This is a genomic window from Caproiciproducens puteiluti (genome assembly GCF_052442865.1).
Classification (GTDB): Bacteria; Bacillota; Clostridia; order Oscillospirales; family Acutalibacteraceae; genus Caproiciproducens.
Window position 1 is genome coordinate 1,919,879 of the sequence record NZ_CP194790.1, and the last position, 19,447, is coordinate 1,939,325.

The 19,447-nt window shown below is 44.6% G+C and carries 17 protein-coding genes and 3 tRNA genes; 10 read left to right on the forward strand and 10 right to left on the reverse strand.

Going from position 1 to position 19,447, the window contains the following annotated elements; genetic code table 11:
• Window positions 1-34: 34 nt before the first annotated feature.
• On the forward strand, window positions 35-1,570 hold the full coding sequence (gene guaA / locus ACRQU7_RS09270) for a glutamine-hydrolyzing GMP synthase (RefSeq protein WP_444645565.1): 1,536 nt from the start codon (window positions 35-37) through the stop codon (window positions 1,568-1,570).
• A gap of 87 nt (window positions 1,571-1,657) precedes the next feature.
• Here the strand turns inward: guaA and ACRQU7_RS09275 are convergent, their stop codons facing one another.
• A complete protein-coding gene (locus tag ACRQU7_RS09275) occupies window positions 1,658-2,716 on the reverse strand; it encodes a site-specific integrase (protein ID WP_444645413.1) in 1,059 nt (352 codons plus the stop codon).
• 505 nt (window positions 2,717-3,221) lie between these two features.
• Window positions 3,222-4,670 carry a tyrosine-type recombinase/integrase gene (locus ACRQU7_RS09280; RefSeq protein ID WP_444645415.1) on the reverse strand — a complete coding sequence of 483 codons (1,449 nt, stop codon included), beginning with the start codon at window positions 4,668-4,670 and terminating at the stop codon, window positions 3,222-3,224.
• Between the two features lie 759 nt (window positions 4,671-5,429).
• Between ACRQU7_RS09280 and ACRQU7_RS09285 the strand changes: the two genes are divergently transcribed.
• The 3 genes from ACRQU7_RS09285 (at window position 5,430) to ACRQU7_RS09295 (ending at window position 10,817) form a co-directional block, all read left to right on the forward strand.
• Window positions 5,430-8,159, forward strand: coding sequence for an AAA domain-containing protein (locus tag ACRQU7_RS09285; protein ID WP_444645417.1), 2,730 nt, complete (start codon window positions 5,430-5,432; stop codon window positions 8,157-8,159).
• Between the two features lie 124 nt (window positions 8,160-8,283).
• Window positions 8,284-9,306 (forward strand): hypothetical protein, encoded by a 1,023-nt coding sequence (locus ACRQU7_RS09290; RefSeq protein ID WP_444645419.1) that lies wholly within the window; start codon window positions 8,284-8,286, stop codon window positions 9,304-9,306.
• A gap of 905 nt (window positions 9,307-10,211) precedes the next feature.
• Window positions 10,212-10,817, forward strand: a complete 606-nt coding sequence (locus ACRQU7_RS09295) for a zinc dependent phospholipase C family protein (protein ID WP_243122443.1) — start codon at window positions 10,212-10,214, stop codon at window positions 10,815-10,817.
• A 104-nt stretch (window positions 10,818-10,921) separates the two neighbouring features.
• Here the strand turns inward: ACRQU7_RS09295 and ACRQU7_RS09300 are convergent, their stop codons facing one another.
• From ACRQU7_RS09300 to ACRQU7_RS09330, 7 genes are all read right to left on the reverse strand, one after another.
• Window positions 10,922-11,299, reverse strand: a complete 378-nt coding sequence (locus ACRQU7_RS09300; RefSeq protein WP_185741067.1) for a VOC family protein — start codon at window positions 11,297-11,299, stop codon at window positions 10,922-10,924.
• A gap of 147 nt (window positions 11,300-11,446) precedes the next feature.
• On the reverse strand, window positions 11,447-11,788 hold the full coding sequence (locus tag ACRQU7_RS09305; RefSeq protein ID WP_141825162.1) for a FlxA-like family protein: 342 nt from the start codon (window positions 11,786-11,788) through the stop codon (window positions 11,447-11,449).
• A gap of 192 nt (window positions 11,789-11,980) precedes the next feature.
• Window positions 11,981-12,056, reverse strand: a tRNA-Thr gene (locus ACRQU7_RS09310).
• A 3-nt stretch (window positions 12,057-12,059) separates the two neighbouring features.
• Window positions 12,060-12,136: transfer RNA gene (locus ACRQU7_RS09315), tRNA-Asp, on the reverse strand.
• A 122-nt stretch (window positions 12,137-12,258) separates the two neighbouring features.
• A complete protein-coding gene (locus ACRQU7_RS09320; RefSeq protein WP_444645422.1) occupies window positions 12,259-13,608 on the reverse strand; it encodes an ABC transporter permease in 1,350 nt (449 codons plus the stop codon).
• The gene (locus ACRQU7_RS09325; protein WP_444645424.1) at window positions 13,605-15,053 is read right to left on the reverse strand and encodes a cell adhesion protein; all 1,449 of its coding nucleotides are present in this window, start codon (window positions 15,051-15,053) and stop codon (window positions 13,605-13,607) included. Before ACRQU7_RS09325 ends, ACRQU7_RS09320 begins: the two co-directional genes overlap by 4 nt.
• 356 nt (window positions 15,054-15,409) lie before the next feature.
• Window positions 15,410-16,135, reverse strand: coding sequence for an ABC transporter ATP-binding protein (locus ACRQU7_RS09330; protein WP_444645426.1), 726 nt, complete (start codon window positions 16,133-16,135; stop codon window positions 15,410-15,412).
• A gap of 218 nt (window positions 16,136-16,353) precedes the next feature.
• Between ACRQU7_RS09330 and ACRQU7_RS09335 the strand changes: the two genes are divergently transcribed.
• Together ACRQU7_RS09335 and cutA are read left to right on the forward strand one after the other, a co-directional pair.
• Window positions 16,354-16,836, forward strand: coding sequence for an LURP-one-related/scramblase family protein (locus ACRQU7_RS09335; protein ID WP_185741068.1), 483 nt, complete (start codon window positions 16,354-16,356; stop codon window positions 16,834-16,836).
• A gap of 11 nt (window positions 16,837-16,847) precedes the next feature.
• Window positions 16,848-17,195 carry a divalent cation tolerance protein CutA gene (gene cutA, locus ACRQU7_RS09340; protein WP_444645428.1) on the forward strand — a complete coding sequence of 116 codons (348 nt, stop codon included), beginning with the start codon at window positions 16,848-16,850 and terminating at the stop codon, window positions 17,193-17,195.
• Window positions 17,196-17,298: 103 nt separating this feature from the next.
• Here cutA and ACRQU7_RS09345 read toward each other — a convergent pair.
• A tRNA-Trp gene (locus ACRQU7_RS09345) sits at window positions 17,299-17,374 on the reverse strand.
• 201 nt (window positions 17,375-17,575) lie between these two features.
• On the opposite strand from ACRQU7_RS09345, the gene rpsU reads away from it, so the two are divergent.
• From rpsU to efp, 4 genes are all read left to right on the forward strand, one after another.
• Window positions 17,576-17,752, forward strand: a complete 177-nt coding sequence (gene rpsU / locus ACRQU7_RS09350; RefSeq protein WP_009060718.1) for a 30S ribosomal protein S21 — start codon at window positions 17,576-17,578, stop codon at window positions 17,750-17,752.
• Window positions 17,753-17,837: 85 nt separating this feature from the next.
• Complete coding sequence (locus ACRQU7_RS09355; RefSeq protein ID WP_444645431.1) at window positions 17,838-18,353, forward strand: YqeG family HAD IIIA-type phosphatase; 516 nt, start codon at window positions 17,838-17,840, stop codon at window positions 18,351-18,353.
• A 12-nt stretch (window positions 18,354-18,365) separates the two neighbouring features.
• Window positions 18,366-18,803, forward strand: coding sequence for a type II 3-dehydroquinate dehydratase (gene aroQ, locus ACRQU7_RS09360; protein ID WP_141825169.1), 438 nt, complete (start codon window positions 18,366-18,368; stop codon window positions 18,801-18,803).
• Window positions 18,804-18,882: 79 nt separating this feature from the next.
• Window positions 18,883-19,440 carry an elongation factor P gene (gene efp, locus ACRQU7_RS09365; protein WP_038324043.1) on the forward strand — a complete coding sequence of 186 codons (558 nt, stop codon included), beginning with the start codon at window positions 18,883-18,885 and terminating at the stop codon, window positions 19,438-19,440.
• Window positions 19,441-19,447: the final 7 nt, after the last annotated feature.

Consider the following 19,447-nt stretch of genomic DNA (forward strand, 5'->3'; position numbering starts at 1 on the left):
GACAGTTCAAAGAATGGAAGTGCACGAACATATGATGCAGAACGAAGCAATTTTAATACTCGACTTTGGCGGGCAATACAGCCAGCTGATTGCTCGCCGGGTCCGGGATTTAAACGTATACTGTGAGATTAAATCCTATAAGACCAGTGCTGAACAGATCGGGACGGCAGGATACAAGGGAATTATTTTCAGCGGCGGGCCTGACACGGTATATGATGAGAATGCCCCTAAATGTGACCCCGGAATATTTGAACTGGGGATTCCCGTGCTTGGAATCTGCTATGGCGCGCAGCTGATGGCCTATCTGCTCGGCGGCAGGGTGGAAAGCAGCAAGGTGCGCGAATACGGAAAAACAACGGTGGATTTCGATACCGCCAGCGCGCTGTTATCCGATCTGGAAAAACAGTCGGTCTGCTGGATGAGTCACACCATTTATATTGCGCAGGTTCCCGACGGGTTCCGGGTGACTGCCACAAGCGGGAACTGTCCGACCGCGGCCATGGAAAACGAGGAGAAACGTCTGTATGCCCTGCAGTTTCACCCCGAGGTGGAGCACACCGTACATGGCAATGAGATCCTGAGAAACTTCCTTTATAAGATCTGCGGCTGTGCCGGAGACTGGAAAATGTCTTCTTTCGCGGCGGCGACCATTCAGCAGATTAAAGAGACCGTGGGCGATAAAAGGGTGATCTGCGCACTTTCCGGCGGGGTGGATTCCTCTGTTGCGGCTCTGCTGGTTCATAAAGCGGTGGGTAAAAATCTCACCTGTATTTTTGTGGATCACGGTTTTCTGCGTAAGAACGAAGGCGATGACGTAGAAAATGTTTTTCGTAAGCAGTTCGATATGAATCTGATCCGTGTAAACGCACAGGAACGCTTTTTGTCAAAGCTGAACGGTATTTCTGAACCTGAGCGCAAGCGGAAAATCATAGGGGAAGAGTTTATCCGCGTTTTCGAAGAAGAGTCCAGAAAGATCGGCCATGTGGACTATCTGTGCCAGGGCACGATTTATCCCGACGTTGTGGAAAGCGGGGCAGGGGACGCGGCGGTCATCAAGAGCCACCACAATGTCGGCGGACTGCCGGATGACGTTGATTTTAAAGGCCTGATTGAACCTCTCAGAAATTTGTTTAAGGATGAGGTCCGCAAAGTCGGTCTGGAACTCGGTATTCCGGGCCCATTGGTCTGGAGACAGCCGTTCCCGGGGCCGGGGCTCGCCATCCGCATTATGGGCGAGATCACTTCCGAGAAGCTGGATATCCTGAAGGATGCGGACGCAATCTTCCGAGAGGAAATTGCCGATGCGGGCCTTGACAGGAGCATCAATCAATACTTCGCCGTATTGACCGGTATTAAGAGCGTCGGAGTTATGGGCGACGGCAGAACGTACGATTATACCATCGCGCTGCGTGGCGTAACGACCTCCGACTTTATGACCGCGGACTGGGCCAGAATCCCTTACGACCTGCTTGACAAAATTTCCAACCGTATCGTGAACGAGGTCAAACACGTCAACCGCATTGTTTACGACATTACCAGCAAGCCCCCCGCCACGATCGAGTGGGAATAATGTAACCATTGCCGCAAACCCTGTATTTATCGAGGTTTGCGGCTTTCTTTTTCACCTCTGAGTACACAAAAGGTACACGAAATGAGGCTAAAAGAAACTTTGAAGCCTTTCAGCCACCTCGCCCTGTTTGTTTGGGTAAAGATGCGAATAGGTCTGCAAAGTGGTTTTTATATCTTCATGACCCAGCCGTTCACTAATCAACAATGGGGAGAACCCCATCTCAATCAGCAGGCTTGCGTGGCTATGGCGAAGGTCATGAATTCTAATAACCTTGACACCGCTTTTCTTACAGCCTCTGTCCATCTCATGTTTGAGATAGTGCTTTGTCACGGTGAATAACCGTTCGTTTGGTTCGTAGTCTACAAGTTTTTCAACATAAGACTTAATGAGGTCGCAGACAAAGGGCGACAAGGTAACTTTCCGTTTGCTTTTTGGTGTTTTCGGCTCGAGGATCAAATCCTCGTTGTCGAGCCGTGCATAGTTTTTGTTGATTGACACTGTGTTCGCATCAAAGTCGAAGTCGTTTAAGGTCAGCGCAAGCATTTCTCCGGAACGCATTCCAGACCAGAAAAGCAGATTGAAAATCGTAGTGGAAACAATCTTGTTGCTAACAACTGCAATGAACCGCTTAAACTCATCCACCGTCCAAAACAGCATGCAGTCCGCATTTTTCTTTCCCATAGCACCGCAGATCCGGGCAGGATTTTCTGGGAGCCTGTAGTATTTACAGGCGAAGTTAAAGATTGCAGAGACTTGGTTATGCACAGTTTTGAGATATGTTTCACTGTAGCCGGTGGGATGCGAAATAAGTGTCGTTTGCCATTTCCGAATTGTAGTTGCGGATATCTTGTTGATTGGCGTGTTCCCAAAATAGGGAAGTAAATGGGCACCGATTAGGAACTCTTTGTTTGAATAAGTTGTTGGTTTTAAGCGCGGCTTGCAATCTTCCATATATAGTTCAACAAGAGAAGAAAACAACATGTCGCAAGAAGCGTGCACCTTACTTAAAAACTCTGTTTCGTAAGCCTTCGCCTCTTTTTGCAGCTTAAAGCCCATCTTCTTTTTCTGTGTCTTTTTGCCCGTCCAATCAGTAAAAACAAATTTGCAATACCACAATCCGGTTTTTTGGTCTTTGTAGGTAGGCATTTGCACCTCCTTCTGCTACCATAAATACATTGTAGCATTGCATTTATCAAAAGCACAAGACTAACCGTTATAAGTACACATTTTCATAAAAGTATTTAGCGGATACTTTACCCGCAATTGTAATTTTTCCAGACTTTTTCAAGTCCTCATTAAGCCTGCGTATTATTCTGTAGGCGGTACTCCGTGAAACATTTAAAATAACAGCGACGTCATTTGCAACTAGGAATTTTTTATCATGAGAAGGGTAGGTTGGTTTCATCAATGTGCTCCTTTCCATTGAAAAATAAGGCTATACAAAAACACCATCAAGCCATTCAATACATAGCTAGATGGTGCTTTTAAAGGAAGGGGAAATATTTTCTCGTATTCACTGTAACATGATTTTTATTTCTGTAACACTGTTTATGTTACAACTCAAATTATTGAGGTGACACTCAGCAAAGTATTGAACAACACTCTTCAAGCTAACATAGACTGATGACTTTTTCATATCTGCAGCGATACTTCAATTCTCGTTTTCACAAAGAAAGTTTGCACGGCCGGCATTGATCTCATGCAATACCGTGGCAAGATGTATGCAAAATCCGATATTGCAGGTACAGTGCAAATCTTCAACACAGCTATTTACATCAAGATTCACCTCAACAAATAACGGCTCCTCATTATCGGATTGTATGATGGCATCATAGCACCCCGAATCCGATTCTATAAGGCTTTGTAATGCACCGGTATCCAAAAATGCTTGAACATTATTAAGGCTTTCGGAATCAAGCTCCACAATCCATTCAGATACGGTCATTCTCTCGTTCTTTTTCATATTGCGCCTTCTTTCTTTATTAAAATTTTTTATAGTATCAGCGCTGTTGAGCTTCTCTTGAAAGGTTAGATGGGAATACAGATCGGCTGTCGTCAGAATACTGCTATGTCCAAGCCACTGTTGGACTTCAATAAGCGGTGTGCGTGCGGTAATGAGTAAATTTGCACAGCTGTGACGAAGGTCATGTAAGCGAATTAGCCGCAACCCATGCTTTGCTAAAAGCTTTGGAAATGCCGCTGTAACGTAATTCGGTTTTAGCGGTCGTCCCTTTTTATCTACAAAGATATAATCATACACCTCAACCGACTTTTCTCCGTAGCGGCGTTGCCGCTCCGCCAGTAACATATTGCGTAGCGGCTCAACCATTGGAAGTGCGCGTAGGCTGGCTGTACGCTTTAGCTTATCCTGAGCAACTAAGGCCGTCCGCCCGTTTACATTGCCTCGAACCACCTCGTGCTGGACATTAATGATATTTTCCAAAAAATCAATTGCTCCCCAGCGCAGTCCTAGTAGTTCGCCACGCCGCATTCCTGTGTAAACTGCCATCGTCAGTATCGGCTCCAGCTTTTCTCCCTGAATGGAATCCAAAAGCTGACGGCATTCTTGTGCGGTATAGGGCTTAGTGACATACATCTCCTTTCTCGGTCGTCTCACCCGTGTGGCAGGGTTTGTGGTAATTAGTTCGTGGTAGCATGCATCTTCTAGTGCCTTATGGATGACAGCGTGATGACGCAGAACGGTGTTTTCTGAGACGCCTCTCTTTCGAAGCTCCTGGTGATATGCAATAATATCAGCAGGCCTTAACGCAGATAAAGCAATTCCTTTTGGTGCATAGAATTGGATGACTTGCCGTTCTAAAATTGCCTTATAGCTGTCAAAGGTCGCCTTTGCGAGTTCGCATTGGCGACCTTTAATCCACTGTTCGAGATATTCAGAAAATAGCATATTACCGGACGTACCCCTTGCGGCACTATACTCCAAACGCTTTTGATATAGCATCTCCCCTGCCCTATGTTTATTTCCCTTTATTGGTAGACCTGTGCCAATCCATTTTGGTATGCGCTTTCCCTCTGGTGTGCGTAGCTCCAGTACCATATACCATTTGCCTGCCTTTGCACTTAAATGTCCTGAAATCATACATCTAGCCTCCTTTTTTATTAATATAAATACCGCCATAAAATACGGCGGTAGGGGTTGAAATATAGAAAAAGTTCGAATCTGTGTGTTCAAAACGAGCCGCACGCGAAAATGAACGACCGTTTTGGACGCTCTCAGCCGATGAGCGTTAATTTTATGCGGCTTTTCGGCTATCGTAGGCGAGTAAATATTCCTTAGCTCTCTCCGTCAGTTCTCTCCTTTTTTCCGAAGGTGTTCTGAGAGCCGATACCCGAAATAAATGCACGGAGAGGTATCGAAGTGGTCATAACGAGTCGCATTCGAAATGCGACTCGCTTTGGTTGATTCTACGCTCGAATTATATAAAGAGTGGAGACTCTGTAAGTGGATATTTTTGTATTTAGATTTTATTTCCATCATGTATGCAACTATGAAGCTGTAGGCTTGCTTATGGTATCTGTCATAAACAATCCTACAGCTTAATCGCGAGCCAATGATATTGGTATAATAAGCCGAAACAGCGGTTGCTCTTATTTGGAAAAACAGCTATACTTTAACTTATAAAAACTTATAAAGGTACCACTAGACAGTCTCGCTATGCAGGTGAATTAGGTTACGCATTCTGGCTCTTTGTCATAGCCCGGTGACCTATGACATTATGTGAAATTTTTTTGTAAGCGGAGGAGAGGAAACAATTCGACGGGAAGCTCTCCTCAATTTAGGAATCAAATATGCCCTTGGAGTGGTGGTTAGATAAATTGGTATAGGAGTGCTGGATTTATGGATATCTTTTCTAAGCTAGTTATGATGAGGGGAAAAGATTACACTGATAAGGTCACTAGCATAGAACCCCAGCATCCTTATGTTAAAATTACGCTTTCTAACGGAAAGAAATATACACCAAGATATGAAAATACATATATTGCAGATTTATATAAAGAAGTGGATATAAGTAATAAAATTATACTCCATGATGCGATCCTGCTTTTGGATGTTATACATCTTTTGGATTTTGGAAAGCTGTATCGTGTAATTTTTAATACGGGAAAATCCAAAATATATCCTCGCGAATCGATTGTAGTAGAAGACGATTTGCAAAAAAAGCATCGGGAACTTTGGGAGTACTGGTGTGATATTGCGCAGCATGTAAAGATCGGAGAAACAGATGGAGAAAAAGGAGCAACTTTTGTAGCCAGGGCATTTACATCAATTTCTTGCGTTCACCCCGAGAGTTCTTTGGCTCAGTATATGAACGGTACATATAAGCAAATGGAATTAGATGATACCCCTTTGATTTTTCCATTTGACTTTAATCAAAGCCAGCAGGATGCAATTATTCAAGCTCTTTGCAACTCCTTTTCTATCATCGAGGGACCTCCGGGAACCGGAAAAACACAGACCATTATTAATCTCATTTCAAATCTTGTGGGACAGAGAAATCTAAATGTCGCCATGGTTTCCGGTACGAATGAAGCGGTACGGAATGTACAAGAGAAACTGAGCCAGGAGGGCTACCACTTTTTGCTTGCGGATCTGGGGAGGAAAGATAAGCAAGAAGCGTTTTTTGCAAATCCTCCTCATCCAGATTTAGAGATATTAGCAGGCCAAGATGTCAATTTACCTCAAGATGAAATAAGCGAATTGAGCAAATTGTTTCTGATGGAACGGAAAAAGGCTCAACTGGAGCAGCAGCTTGCAAATTATCAATTGGAGTACGAGTATTTCAGCCGTTATCGCCAATCTCAAGATTATAATGAGATGGAGTCATTAAGCATTTCAAAACTACCAGCAGAAAAAATTGTGCAGTTTTTGGCGGAAACTCAGTTGAATGTTCTTCAAAATAAGAAAACATCGTTGTTTTATAGACTAAAACTTTTTATAAAATATCGCTTTAAAGAGTTTTCTCTATTAAGCAAGAATGAAATTGAATTGGTTTTGGAAGTACAGAACTATTATTATGTGGCTAAAATATCAGAAATCAGCAGGCAAATTGAAGAACTCAAATCGCAATTATTACGCTCAAATTTTGACGGGCGGCGAAAGGCATATCAGGAAGCTTCTCGAGAAATATTAAATGACAACCTTGCAAAGCGATATGCCAAGGTAGAAGATATGACATTTACTAAAGAGTCGTTTAAAAAAGAATTTGATCGTTTCCTGACTCACTATCCGGTAGTCCTCAGCACGACTTTTTCAATTATCAACAGCATCCCAAAAGGGTTCCTATTTGATTATTTAATCATTGACGAATCTTCGCAGGTAGATATTTTAAGCGGTGTCCTTGCGTTATCCTGCTGTAAGCATGTGGTGATTGTCGGAGATACCAAGCAGCTTCCGCAAATTGTGGATGAAAAGATAAAGGACAAGCTTATCACTCAATGCCCCAACCCGTCTTATGACTACTTTTGCCACAGCCTGTTATCTTCAGTGATAGAGGCGCTTGGCGAAAAGGCTTCGCGGAAATTGCTGCGTGAGCATTATCGCTGTGAACCGGCAATTATTCAATTTTGCAATCAACGCTATTATGGCGGAGAACTTATTGTTCTGAAAAAAGGCACAGAACAGACCCCGCTTGTCCTATGTCAAACGGCTCCCGGAAATCACATGAGAACGGTAACCAGAGGTGACGGAAAGGGAAACTTCAATCAGCGTGAGCTAGATACAATCATGGAAGAGATACTAACGGATCCAGATCGGTTAGACACTTCGAAAATTGGTTTTACTACCCCCTATGTGAAGCAGGCACAAAAGGCGGATTCCTTGTTCTCAAAGGAGCTGGAGTGTGACACAATACATAAGTACCAGGGCCGGCAAAAAGAAATTATGATTTTATCAACCGTGTTGAGTAATACACGGTATGGTCATATTGGCCTTCGATTTGTGGACGATCCGCACAAGATCAATGTTGCTGTTTCTCGCGCACAGCGACAGTTTGTTTTGGTTACGGACAAAACCCATTTTGAACGATCGGCCAAAGAACTGAAAGCACTCATTGGGTATATAGAATATCAGTTGCTGTATGCCGCTATTGTAGAGTCAAAGGTTGTATCTATATTCGACTTGCTTTATCGAGAATACTCTCATACCTTGCTCGAATTTGGAAAACGGCTTCCTGCAATTTCACGGTATCAGTCTGAAAATATTATGTTTCAGCTACTGTCCGATATCTTAAAAGAGTCGAATTATAAGGACTATTCTTTTGCATTTCAGGTTTTGCTGAAAAATTTGTTTCATGATTCACAATTACTGACTGAGAAGGAACTAGAGTATATCAACCACAGGGCTTCTGTTGATTTTGTCGTGTACAATGATGCTACTCGAATGCCGGTTTTTGTCATCGAAGTGGACGGATTTGCATCTCACGAAAATAATCCTCGGCAACAAGAACGAGATTTAATGAAAGAACACATTTTTAAAGCGTACGGACTCCCGCTACTCCGCCTGTCCACGAACGGAAGTCGGGAGGAGCAAAAAATTCGTCAGATGTTGGAACAAATTCTAGCCAACTAGATCGTGGTAGAGTATAGCAATTAGGTGTAGTTCGTTTTTATTTGCAATTCTGAATTCTGTTGCTGTAGGAGAATTTGAACTGCATATTCTTTCGCATAATAAGTTGTAAAATGGAGGCGGTAAAATGGTCGTTTTGAATTTCTATGGTCAAATTCCTAAAATATGTATATCAGAGAAACTTGGACTATATTTATCGAACCTCCCAAACGAAGAACAAAACGAGTGGCAAGATGAGCTGTCAAATGAATTATGTCTCGTCCAAAATACGGATCGGATTTACCAAGAGAAATTGGGAACTAACTATCCATGCGGCATTTATAAATTATATAAAAATGTGTTTCCGGAAAAAAACTTTCCGATGGTGTTTGAGAAGAAACACTATGATGAACTTGCAAGCAATATGATCCACCTTGATTTCAACTACAGCTATGACGATATGCCTCTTGGTGGATGGGATACAAATTGTTTTGAAGGTCGTCTATGTGAAGAGGACTACGCAGAGAAAATCATAGATCTCATCAACTTTTTATCTTATCACTATGATGATAGGATAATCACTTTTCCTAAACCCGTCCCACAGTGGACATACTCATCAAACCATGATGAGATTGACCATTATCGTATTTTCTGGGGTGGAGAGCCCGCATCCGAATATATTCGTTCTTTGCAAGAATGGGGCAATTTATTTGATACATTTTTGCAAAACAAGAATGACTACCTTTTGTTTGACTACCTGGTCAGTTCGATTCATAAGGATAACGAATACAATGAATATCATTTGATGAAGTCATATTCATTGTGTCAACTGTTTCTTGAAAAAGAACGCGAATCTGAATTGGATATCAAGCTACTCTTTTTTCTCCGTCATCAATTTGCTTCAGATGATGAACGAAAAGAGTGTGCGTGCCTTCTACGCAAACTGCGGAATAAAATTGCACATGGAGATTTTGTTTCTTTTGAAAAATGTGTTGAAGATTATGCAGTAGCGTTCATGGATGGTCAGTTTAATTTTGATTATTCAGAGTACAGCAGAAAAAACTGGGCTGTACAGCATATCTGCTGCCTGTTAGACGAGGTCATCCGACAATTGATTTATATGTTATTCTATGATAGGAGCAAACTGGATCAATTGAAAAAGGAGATTTAAATACTTTTGAAGGATCTTTGAGTAACTATGCAAGTAAAAGTGAAGCGATATTTCTCATTTCCCGTTATGTTTTATACCGAGAAATTCTTGATATACTTATAACAATAGCAAGTTCAACATTTGTGCTCAAAATGTGGTTTGCAGCCGCCGTGCCAATATACTTTAATAGATTAAGGCATGGGCCCTCATTTATAAAAGCCCATGCCTTGGTGTGGTAGCATATTTAATTTCCGTAATGTTGCAATCATACGACTCTCTGGTTGATGTATTGCAGCAGCAAGCAAAGTGCGGTATAATGTTAATCAAAGATAGTGACTTGCAGTGGTTGTGATACCTGTGAAATATGTGAAACTGAAGTACACGAAAAGTACACCAACCCTCTGCAAATCAAAATACCTCTGAAATTGAGTAGAAGTTTTGCGAATAATAGCACCAAAAAGCATTGAAAATAATGCTGGAAACAAACTCGGAACAGAGTGGGAATAGTTTTAAAAATCCCCGGAAGCCGCATTATTGCTGGTCTTCCGGGGTTGCTTTGTTATCTTGGATACCGGTATGATACCGCTGGGGTGCTTTTCAAGTTCTTTGGCGGCCTCTTTTGCCTATTTGGATATAATGTCTCTATGCCGCCTTGACGGTATCACAAATGTGAGTTCTAGGCCGAATTCAGCTCTTATAAAATACTTTCGTCTTTTAAACTTTCTGCAGCGCTTTCTCCATTGTAATTGTCTTTTTATGGTGATATAATAAAAAACAATCCGTTTGATGAGAAAGGGTTTTGCCTGGTATTTTTGATTCTACGTGCCCGGCAATAGTAAAGTTATGGTTATACGTTTAAAATATTAAAAATAAAAATAGGTATGTTATATTGAGTAAGGTTTATACAACAGACGGCGGGGAGGACAATGGATTTGAACAGCATGAATCATATTTTAATTGGAACCATTGTGTATGAGTACCTGAACGAGAAATACGGCATTGTTTTAAATAAATCGCGTTTTCTGACGGGTAATACGTGTCCCGACCATGGAATCTCTTTTCTGCGTCCTCACAAAATGAGATACTGCAATAAAATGGTGCGCAGAAAGACGGAAAAGCTTTGCAGGAACGATTACCAGATCATCAGTGCGAAGGCGTCCAAAAAGCTTGGCATTTTGTGTCACTACTACGCGGATTTCTTCTGCTGCGCACACAGTTCTCAATTCAGCGGCAGCATCAGGCAGCATGTCCGGTATGAGAACGAATTGCTGCAGTTTATGAGGGAAAATTACTCCGCTTTTCGCGGGATGGATTATGTAGCAAATGCGGCCGTTCCGGTGAGTGTAACGGAAATCAACAACAGGATGCGCGGCCTGATTGAAAAGAAACCGGCAAAGGAATACGATTTTGGTACGGAACTGTTCTGTGCCATCCAGGCGTGTGCCATACTGGTGCTTTCCGTCAGCCTTGCTATTCTTTCGCAGTACAGTCAAGTGCTGCAGCAGGAGCTGGGAATGAGAAAGACGGCATAGATTTTTGATCCTTATCGTACTTTTACTGAATACTTATGATAAAAGAAAAACCCGTCAAACGTAAGTTTGGACGGGTTTTTGTTTGCAGCTTCAACCGACTGGGTTTAATCTGAAACCTGAGCGAATTCAATCCGCTCATTGTTAGGCCCCAGGAACAGAAAAAAGCGATTGCTTCTGGGAGCAAACATTTCGTTTGATTCGATTCCGTTGCTGACAATCTTACACCCCATTGCAACGATTTCCTCGTATGCCGCATCGATATTTTCACTTACTAAGGCGATATGATCAATCGCACCGGCAGGCTTCTCATCCACACGGCGGCGGTAAATTTCCAAACGGCAGCTTCCGTTTCCCAAAATGCAGGAAAATTCATGCATCACAACCGGGACAAAACCAAGGTTTTTATAGAATTCTACTGTAGTGGTAAAGTCTCCGGCTGGAATTGCCACGTGAGCGAGGCCCGTAGGAACATTTTTTATCATTTTTTCATCCTCCATATTTCGTCAAATCCCTTGCTGATTGTCACACATCACACAAATTTGTATCGTTTTAATATTACATGCGGTAAAGGATAAAGTCAATAAAAAATTCAACCCTCCCGATCTTATAGCCGGGAGGGCTCTCGTGGTTTATACGGTAATATCAAGAAGATGATCGCTTAAAGAAGTGACGGAATCTCCGATCCTGTTGCCCGCCTGTGCGGCATCGGTCATTTGCGTTTCCTGCACCTTTTTATTTGCCTCATTTTGAAGCTGCTGAATTTGCTGCTGAATCTGGGAAATCTGCTGTTGGAGCAGAGCCTTCTGCTCCTGAATCTGATTGGAATCCTGTCCGGAGGAATCGGTGTCCAATTCGGTAAGCTCCTGCTGCAATTGTTTTTCCTGCGCTCTTAATTTGCTGATTTCGCTTTGGCTGCTGGTACCTGATGTCGCGGTGTAGCTGCCGATGCCTGAAACCGCTGAAATACTCATAATGAATCACTGTCCTTTTTATTGATAAATTTTCCTCTTATGAATGATATCGGTACCTTCACATGGAAATGAATGCTTTTTTTGAAATTTAAGTTTGCTTTATGTTTCAATGGGATTAGGCAGAGGGGAGGGCTTTACAAAGTTACAGATAACACAAAAAACCCGCTAAAACCAAGTTTTAGCGGGTTTTTATGGAGCTGCTAATGCGATTCGAACGCATGACCTCATCCTTACCAAGGATGTGCTCTGCCAACTGAGCCATAGCAGCAAATGGCGACTCGGATCGGGATCGAACCGACGACCTCTAGCGTGACAGGCTAGCGTTCTAACCAGCTGAACTACCGAGCCATTTACCGTGGACAACGAATATCATTATACTGAAAAGGCCGTTACTTGTCAACAGATAAACGACAAAAAAATAATTATTTTTTATTTGACAAACCCTCCCCGATTTTCGGGGAGGGTTGCCGCTATTCCTGCTTGATTGCGGTCAGCGCGCTGATTTTGACAGCCCGGTTCGCGGGATGGAATCCGGAAACCAGACCGACCATGGTGGAGAAGACAAGTGCCCCCAGTGCCAGCCAGACCGGAATGATGGAGATCTGAGCGGCGGCGCCTCCTCCGGCCGCGGCTCCCATTGCATCTCCGCCGCCCGCGTTCTGTGCGGCGTACAGGGTGTTGATCAGAAAAGAGATCGCATAGCTCTGTGCAATCCCGATGGCGCCGCCCATAAACCCGATAGCTCCGGCTTCAACCAGAAACATGGTGCGGATATTCCGAACGACACAGCCGAGTACCTTCATGATGCCGATTTCACGGGTTCTTTCGTAGATGGACATAATCATGGTGTTTGTAATCCCCAGAGCCGCCACCAGAAGCGAGATCGCGCCAAGGCCGCCCAGAATCATCTGAATGGTTCTCATCTGCTCCTCAAGCGGTTTGCGGACGCTTTCCATACTGTAGGTGGAGAATCCCATATCCTGTATTGCCTTCTCCGCGTCCGGGACAGCCTCAACGGAAGCGACCTTCACGCTTGCGCTGTCGTATCCGTCTTTTTTGTTGGGGTCCTTTTTGATATTGTTCAGCTTGTTGTATTTATCACGGAGCTGCTTCGCAAGGGTGACATCCATAAAAACGGAATGGCTGGGGGAGGGATTCTTTCCCCAGTCTTCCACCAAAGTACCGACGCATTGAAGCTTGATCGGCTTGGTTTTCGCGGTAGAGTCCTCCGGCAGGTTGATTTCGGCCTGAAATTTGTCGGTGAGGGCGGAAACATAAGGGTCGGGCATCTTGCCGTTTTTATCGGCCTGCGGAAAAATCATGTTGTTGCTGGATTTCTGGCTGTCGATAAAATCATATTCCGCGTCCTTGCCAAACAAAATGGTCGTTTCCGGGGCTCCTTCCGCCGGGAGCGTTCCGGTTTCCGCCTGATACCCGAATTCTTTCAGCGCACTCATCGAAACGCCGTAAATCATTCCCTGATAGCTGTATTTCCGGCTTTTAATGGTAACGGCGGAAGGGTCAAGGTAAAAGACGGGAGTGACAGCCACAACATCCTTTATGGCTTTTACCTGTTCCAGAGTTTTGTCATCCAGCGCCGCGGAATCCGGAGTCTGGGACTCATTGTTGATCGTGATAACCGTCAGGTCGCCCATGTTCTGCATCATGGTTTCCATGGACTGCTTGATCCCGATGCCGAACGACATCATGACGACAATAGCACAGGTTCCGATCACAACGCCCATCACCGTCAGAAGGGTTCTGACCTTACGCTTGAACAGATTGCCAAGCGCCATTGAAAGCATATCTTTCCATTTCATGGCTTTTCCTCATTGAACGGCTGACCGGCCTCTATGGGAAGGTCGTCGTAATCGTCGCTTTGCTCCAGCTGCTTCAGCTTCTTTGCTTTCCGTTTTTTAAGTATGATGACTAATACGATGATTCCCGCTACTACTCCTCCGATTCCACCGAGAACCCACCAGAGCGGCGGGGAAGAAGCGCCCGCGTTTGCCGGAACGGCGGGTTCGGAATCGATTCCTTCGCCCGGACCCATTGCGGCCATTACCTCGCAGGAAAACTCCTTGACCAGATTTTTGATTTCTCCGTTTGCGTCCTCGTAACTGAACGTCGCCGTACCGGTCATGGTCCCTTCTTCGGTGGGGTTCAGCGTGGCCTGAAAGGTGTCGCCGACTCCGGAGTCCACGTTGCCGATATAGGTGTTTGATTCACCCGTTGTAAAGTTTCCGTCCAGCTTGACGGAAAGATTGAATATTTTGCTTTTTCCCTTATTGACGTAATTAATATTCAGCTGGCCGGAGTCTCCCAGAGAAATCGGGCCCTGCAGCTCCGCTTCATTTGCTTCAAAGCGGTCGGACTGAGACAGAGGGATAGAGATCGTTTCCGTTGCCTCAATGGCATCCCGCTTGCCGTCCAGAACGGCCTCATAATTGAAGGCGATGGAAACGCCGTAGGAATTCGGGGTGGCGTCGGCTTTGGGAATCAGGGCGATCTGTTCGGCAAAGACCGCGTTTGGGCCGACCTTGGGAATATAAAAGGTATTGGAAGATTTTGCGGGGGTGAACGCGCCCGCCACGGATTTGTCGTCGTCCCCGGCCACGGAAGAGACGGTGATTTTCAGGTTTTCAATCTGCGTGTTGGCGCTGGTGTTTTTAAACCGCATGGCAAGATTGAATTCTTTACCGCCCATCACTGCTTTTCCACCGTAATCGTAATTTTCTATGATAATCAGCGGCTTGCTTTCATTGGTGGTTTCGTCCTTGTCCGTCTTGGTACCGGTCACGGGAATAAAGACTTTTGAAGTAACGGATTTGTCCAGCTCATCCGCGGAAAGAATCAGGCTTACGACGTAGTTGTTGGTTGTCATTTTTGAGAGACAAGTCATAGGATAGGAAATGGTGGCGGTGGCGCCGGTGTCCAGCGTGTTGATGTACTGCGTATCCGTGACGCCGTTGATGCTGACTCCTTCCGCTGTGGAGATGTCCAGCACGGCCATGATGTTGTCGCAGACGACGCTGCCGGTGTTTTTCAGCGTAAAGGTCAGATTGAATTTTTCGCCCTCTTTGACCGGCGTATGGTCAAGCCGATAGGACTGCACGACCAGTTTGCCCTGATCCTCCGTGTCGCTGCTGGTGCTGTCAGGGTCAAAGATGGTTTTCTGTACGGTAAAGGTGTCCAGCTTAGTATCCCCATCATAGTAAGTTATTGAAAATTTTAGTGTTCCGGCACGGTCAGTAGAACGTTTCATATATTTTTCTGGGATAACTAAACGATAATCAAACGTGGAATTGTCCTCGTCAGGATCAATTTCAATTTCTCCTTTAGCGGCAGAAAATGTTTTTTTTCCTAAGGAAATAGCACCATTGGAACTGCTCACATTAATGACAATTTTGTCTCTATCCACTTTGTTACGATCTCCATAATTGTCATGAAAAAAATCAAAAGTTGCTTCAAAAGGACTACCCTTTGCCACCGTCAGCTTTTCGCTTTGGACAATTGGGTCCGGTTCATCCGTCGTTGCCGAAGCGGGAAGACCGCTAAAACAAAAAGCCGCGATCAGCAATACCGTCAAAATAAGTGAAACACGCTGTTTCCCCGTTCTTTTCATGAACTTAATTCCTCCTCGTTTACCCCACTGTTAACAGACAGGTTCCTTACGTCGCTTTGCACGCTGCCGTCGTGGATCGTAATCACCCGGTCGGCATATTTGGCGATTTCCCTGTCGTGCGTTACAATAATCAAAGTCTCATGGTATTTCTTTGCCATGGCCACCATGATTTCCATTACCTCACGGCTGGTCCTGCTGTCCAGATTGCCCGTGGGTTCGTCCGCAAACACAATTTTGGGCCGCGCGATAAACGCGCGGGCGATTCCTACCCGCTGCTGCTGTCCGCCGCTCATCTGTGTCGGCTTGTGCAGCAGCCGGTCGCCCAGGTTGACGATTTTCAGCATATGTACCGCCCTTTTGACCCGCTCGTTTTTGCTCATGCCCTTGAACATCAGGGGCATCGCCACGTTTTCGATCGCGGTCATCGTCGGCATCAGGTTGTAGGACTGAAAGACGAAACCGATGGTTTTCTGCCGGAAAAGCGCCCATTGTTTTTCGGAAAAATTCGTGACGTCCTTTCCGTCAATGAGAATACTGCCCTTGGTTGCCTTCTCCAGTCCCGCCATCATATTCAGCAGAGTCGATTTTCCGGAGCCGGAGGTTCCGAGCACGCAGCAGATTTCCCGAGGCTCAATCGTGATATTGATTCGGCCGAGCGCCACAATTTTTTCTTTGTCCACATGGTAAACCTTGCGGACATCCTTTAAACAAATCAGGCTCATACGGATTCTCCAAACTTAAATAAATATTAAATAAGAAAAGAAAAAAGTAATATTTTGGTAATTTCTATTCTAATATGATTCCCGTATGAAAACAACAAACAAATATGTAATCATTCTGAATCGGAAAATAAAAGTCATGCTTGCATATTCTTCTGTTTATGATAAGATTAATATAAAAGAGCGGAATGACACTGCCGCCTGATAATGGAGGTATTTCTTTGGATCTGTACATTAAGCAGAAAATATTTTCTTTGAAAGATAAATACAGCGTTTGTAATGAGCTTGGCGAACCGGTTTATACGGTGGAGGGAGAGCTTTTCACCTGGGGAGCGAAAATTCATCTGTATGATTTGATGGGCAGAGAGCTATATTATATTAAACAGAAGGTGCTGACCTTTCTGCCTGAATATGAAATTTTTGTCGGTGAACAGTTTTGTGCAAGGATCAAGAAGGAGTTTTCCTTCTTCACCCCAAGGCTGAATGTGCAGAGCAGCTACGGCGATTTTGAAATTGAGGGCGGCTTTATGGAAATGGATTTTTCCATTTATCACAACGGGCAGGTTTTCGGTGAAATTCATAAAAAATGGCTTTCCTGGGGGGATACTTACTGCCTGACGGTAGCAAATCCGGAGAACGCCGCATTCTTTACCAGCATGGTGATTGCCATTGACAACTGTATGCATAACGAATCCAACCAATAGGGGGCTTACCGTTGGAGTTCCGTGAAGTAAAGCTGGAGATTTTTGTGCCGGAAGAGTTTGTGGTTCCTATCCGGGATGCTTTAAGCCGTGTGGGAGCAGGGAAAATCGGGAGCTACGATCACTGCGTTTCCGTGTCGAAGGTCAGCGGATACTGGCGCCCGCTGGACGGCGCTCAGCCCTATCAGGGTACGGCTGGAGAAATCTGTTTGGGGGAAGAGTGCAAAATGGAAATCCGGTGCAGAAGGGAATTGGCCGCGAACGCGGTCCGGGTGATCAAAAGCATCCATCCCTATGAAGAGCCGGTGATCAATATTCTGCCGCTTGTCAACGACCTTTTTGACAGGGGAAATGATGGCTGATTTATTTTGGGCACAATAAAACGCGCCCACGGGAAGGCCTTGACGCGGGCACAGAAATAAAAAAAAAAGCCCCGTACGCAAATTGCGTATCGAGACTCTTGACTGGCAGGGGCAGAAGGACTTGAACCCTCGGCACGTGGTTTTGGAGACCACTGCTCTACCAACTGAGCTATACCCCTATATGATTTCCTGCTTGGACTGCGGATACTATCTTATCATTTTCTGTTTTTCCTGTCAATACAAAATTCACAACTCGGTGTAACTTATGCAAAGTTAGCAACATTGGGCTTGACATATTCCGGTACGTTATGTATAATTATTTTTATGTAATATGACTTACTAATACCCCTGCCTTATGGCGGATGGGAGGGAAAAGATAAATGGCTGAAATTAGAATTAAAGACAATGAGTCCTTGGACAGTGCTCTGAGAAGGTTTAAGAAACAGTGCGCAAGAGCCGGGGTTATTGCTGAGGTTCGTAAGAGAGAAGCTTATGAAAAGCCTTCTGTTAAGCGTAAGAAGAAGTCCGAAGCAGCCCGCAAACGCAAGTTTAAGTAACAGTACAAAAATGATTCGGAAAAGCGGGCTTGATTGCCCGCTTTTTTAGCCTGGTTTTATTTTCTCCGAAATGGAGGTATGGTTATTGGCATTGTTTCTGCCTACTGTTGCTGTGGACAAAGTTACGGATATTACTCCGGAACTGATTCGTGCCATGCACGCCAGGGCCCTTATTCTCGATGTGGATAACACCTTGGCTATTCATGATTCTCCGACTCCTTTCGAGGGTACCGTGGAATGGACGCGTCACATGCGCGAAAACGGTATCAGTATTATCATTATGTCAAACAATTCTAAAAAACGGGTTGAACCATTTGCGGCGAAATACGATCTTCCTTTTTTGTCCCTTTCGTTAAAGCCGATCCCCCTGGGCTATTTCCGCGCCATCCGTAAAATGGGTGTCAAGCGCAGCGAAGTGGTCGCAGTTGGGGATCAGGTCTTTACGGATATAGTCGGCTCCAATTTGTCGTTTATGAAATCGATTCTGCTCGTTCCTGCGGGCAAGGAAAGTTCATTTTCTTTCAAAATACGCCGCGGTTTGGAAAAACCGATCCGCTACATCATCAAGGCAGCGGGGCGTGGAAAGAAATATTTTGGTTGAGAAGGTGTTAGAATGAGCAGGAAAAAGGTTCTTGTGCTTCTTGGGCCAAACCTCAATATGATCGGCGTCCGGGAAAAGGGCGTCTACGGGGACGAAACTGCCGAAAGTATTCATCTTCAGATTATTGAGAATGCTAAAAAGCTGGATTACGACTGCGATATCTTTCAGTCCAATCACGAAGGCGATCTGATTGACAAAATCCACAGCGCACGCGGGACCTATCAGGGCGTGGTGATCAACGCCGGCGCTCTTACGCATTACAGCTATGCGCTGCGCGATGCGATCGCCTGTGTCAGAATTCCTTTCGTGGAAACCCACATGAGCAACATTTACGCGCGTGAGGATTTCCGGCATAAAAGCGTGATATCCGAAGTGTGCGCGGGCCAGATTTCCGGGTTCGGGAAAAACAGCTATTTTCTGGCGCTGGCGGCGCTGAGGGATTTAATGTAGTTCCGTATAAAAATGTCTTGAAAATTTTCTGAAATTATTATAAGATAATAATCGGAAAAAATTATTGGAGGATAATACGATGATATCTGCAGGCGATTTTAGGAATGGCGTTACCTTTGAAATGGACGGAAACGTCGTTTCCATTATTGAGTTCCAGCATGTTAAGCCGGGAAAAGGCGCGGCTTTCGTCCGCACCAAGATCAGAAACGTCATTACCGGCAGCGTGGTAGAAAGAACTTTCAATCCAAACGATAAATACCCTACCGCTTATATTGAGCGTAAGGATATGCAATATCTTTATAATGACGGCGACCTCTATTACTTCATGGATCTGGAGACCTTTGAGCAGACTCCGATCAATCAGAGTGTTCTAGGCGACAACTTTAAATTCGTTCTGGAGAATATGACCTGCAAGGTGCTTTCCTACAAAGGCAATGTTTTCGGTGTTGAGCCGCCAAACTTTGTAGAGCTGGAAATCACCAAAACGGACCCGGGCTTCAAGGGCAACACGGCGACCAACGCCCTGAAACCTGCCACAGTTGAAACCGGTGCTGAAATCAATGTTCCTCTTTTTATCGAGGAAGGCGAAAGAATCAGAATAGATACCCGTACCGGCGAATATATGGAACGCGCATAACCAACAC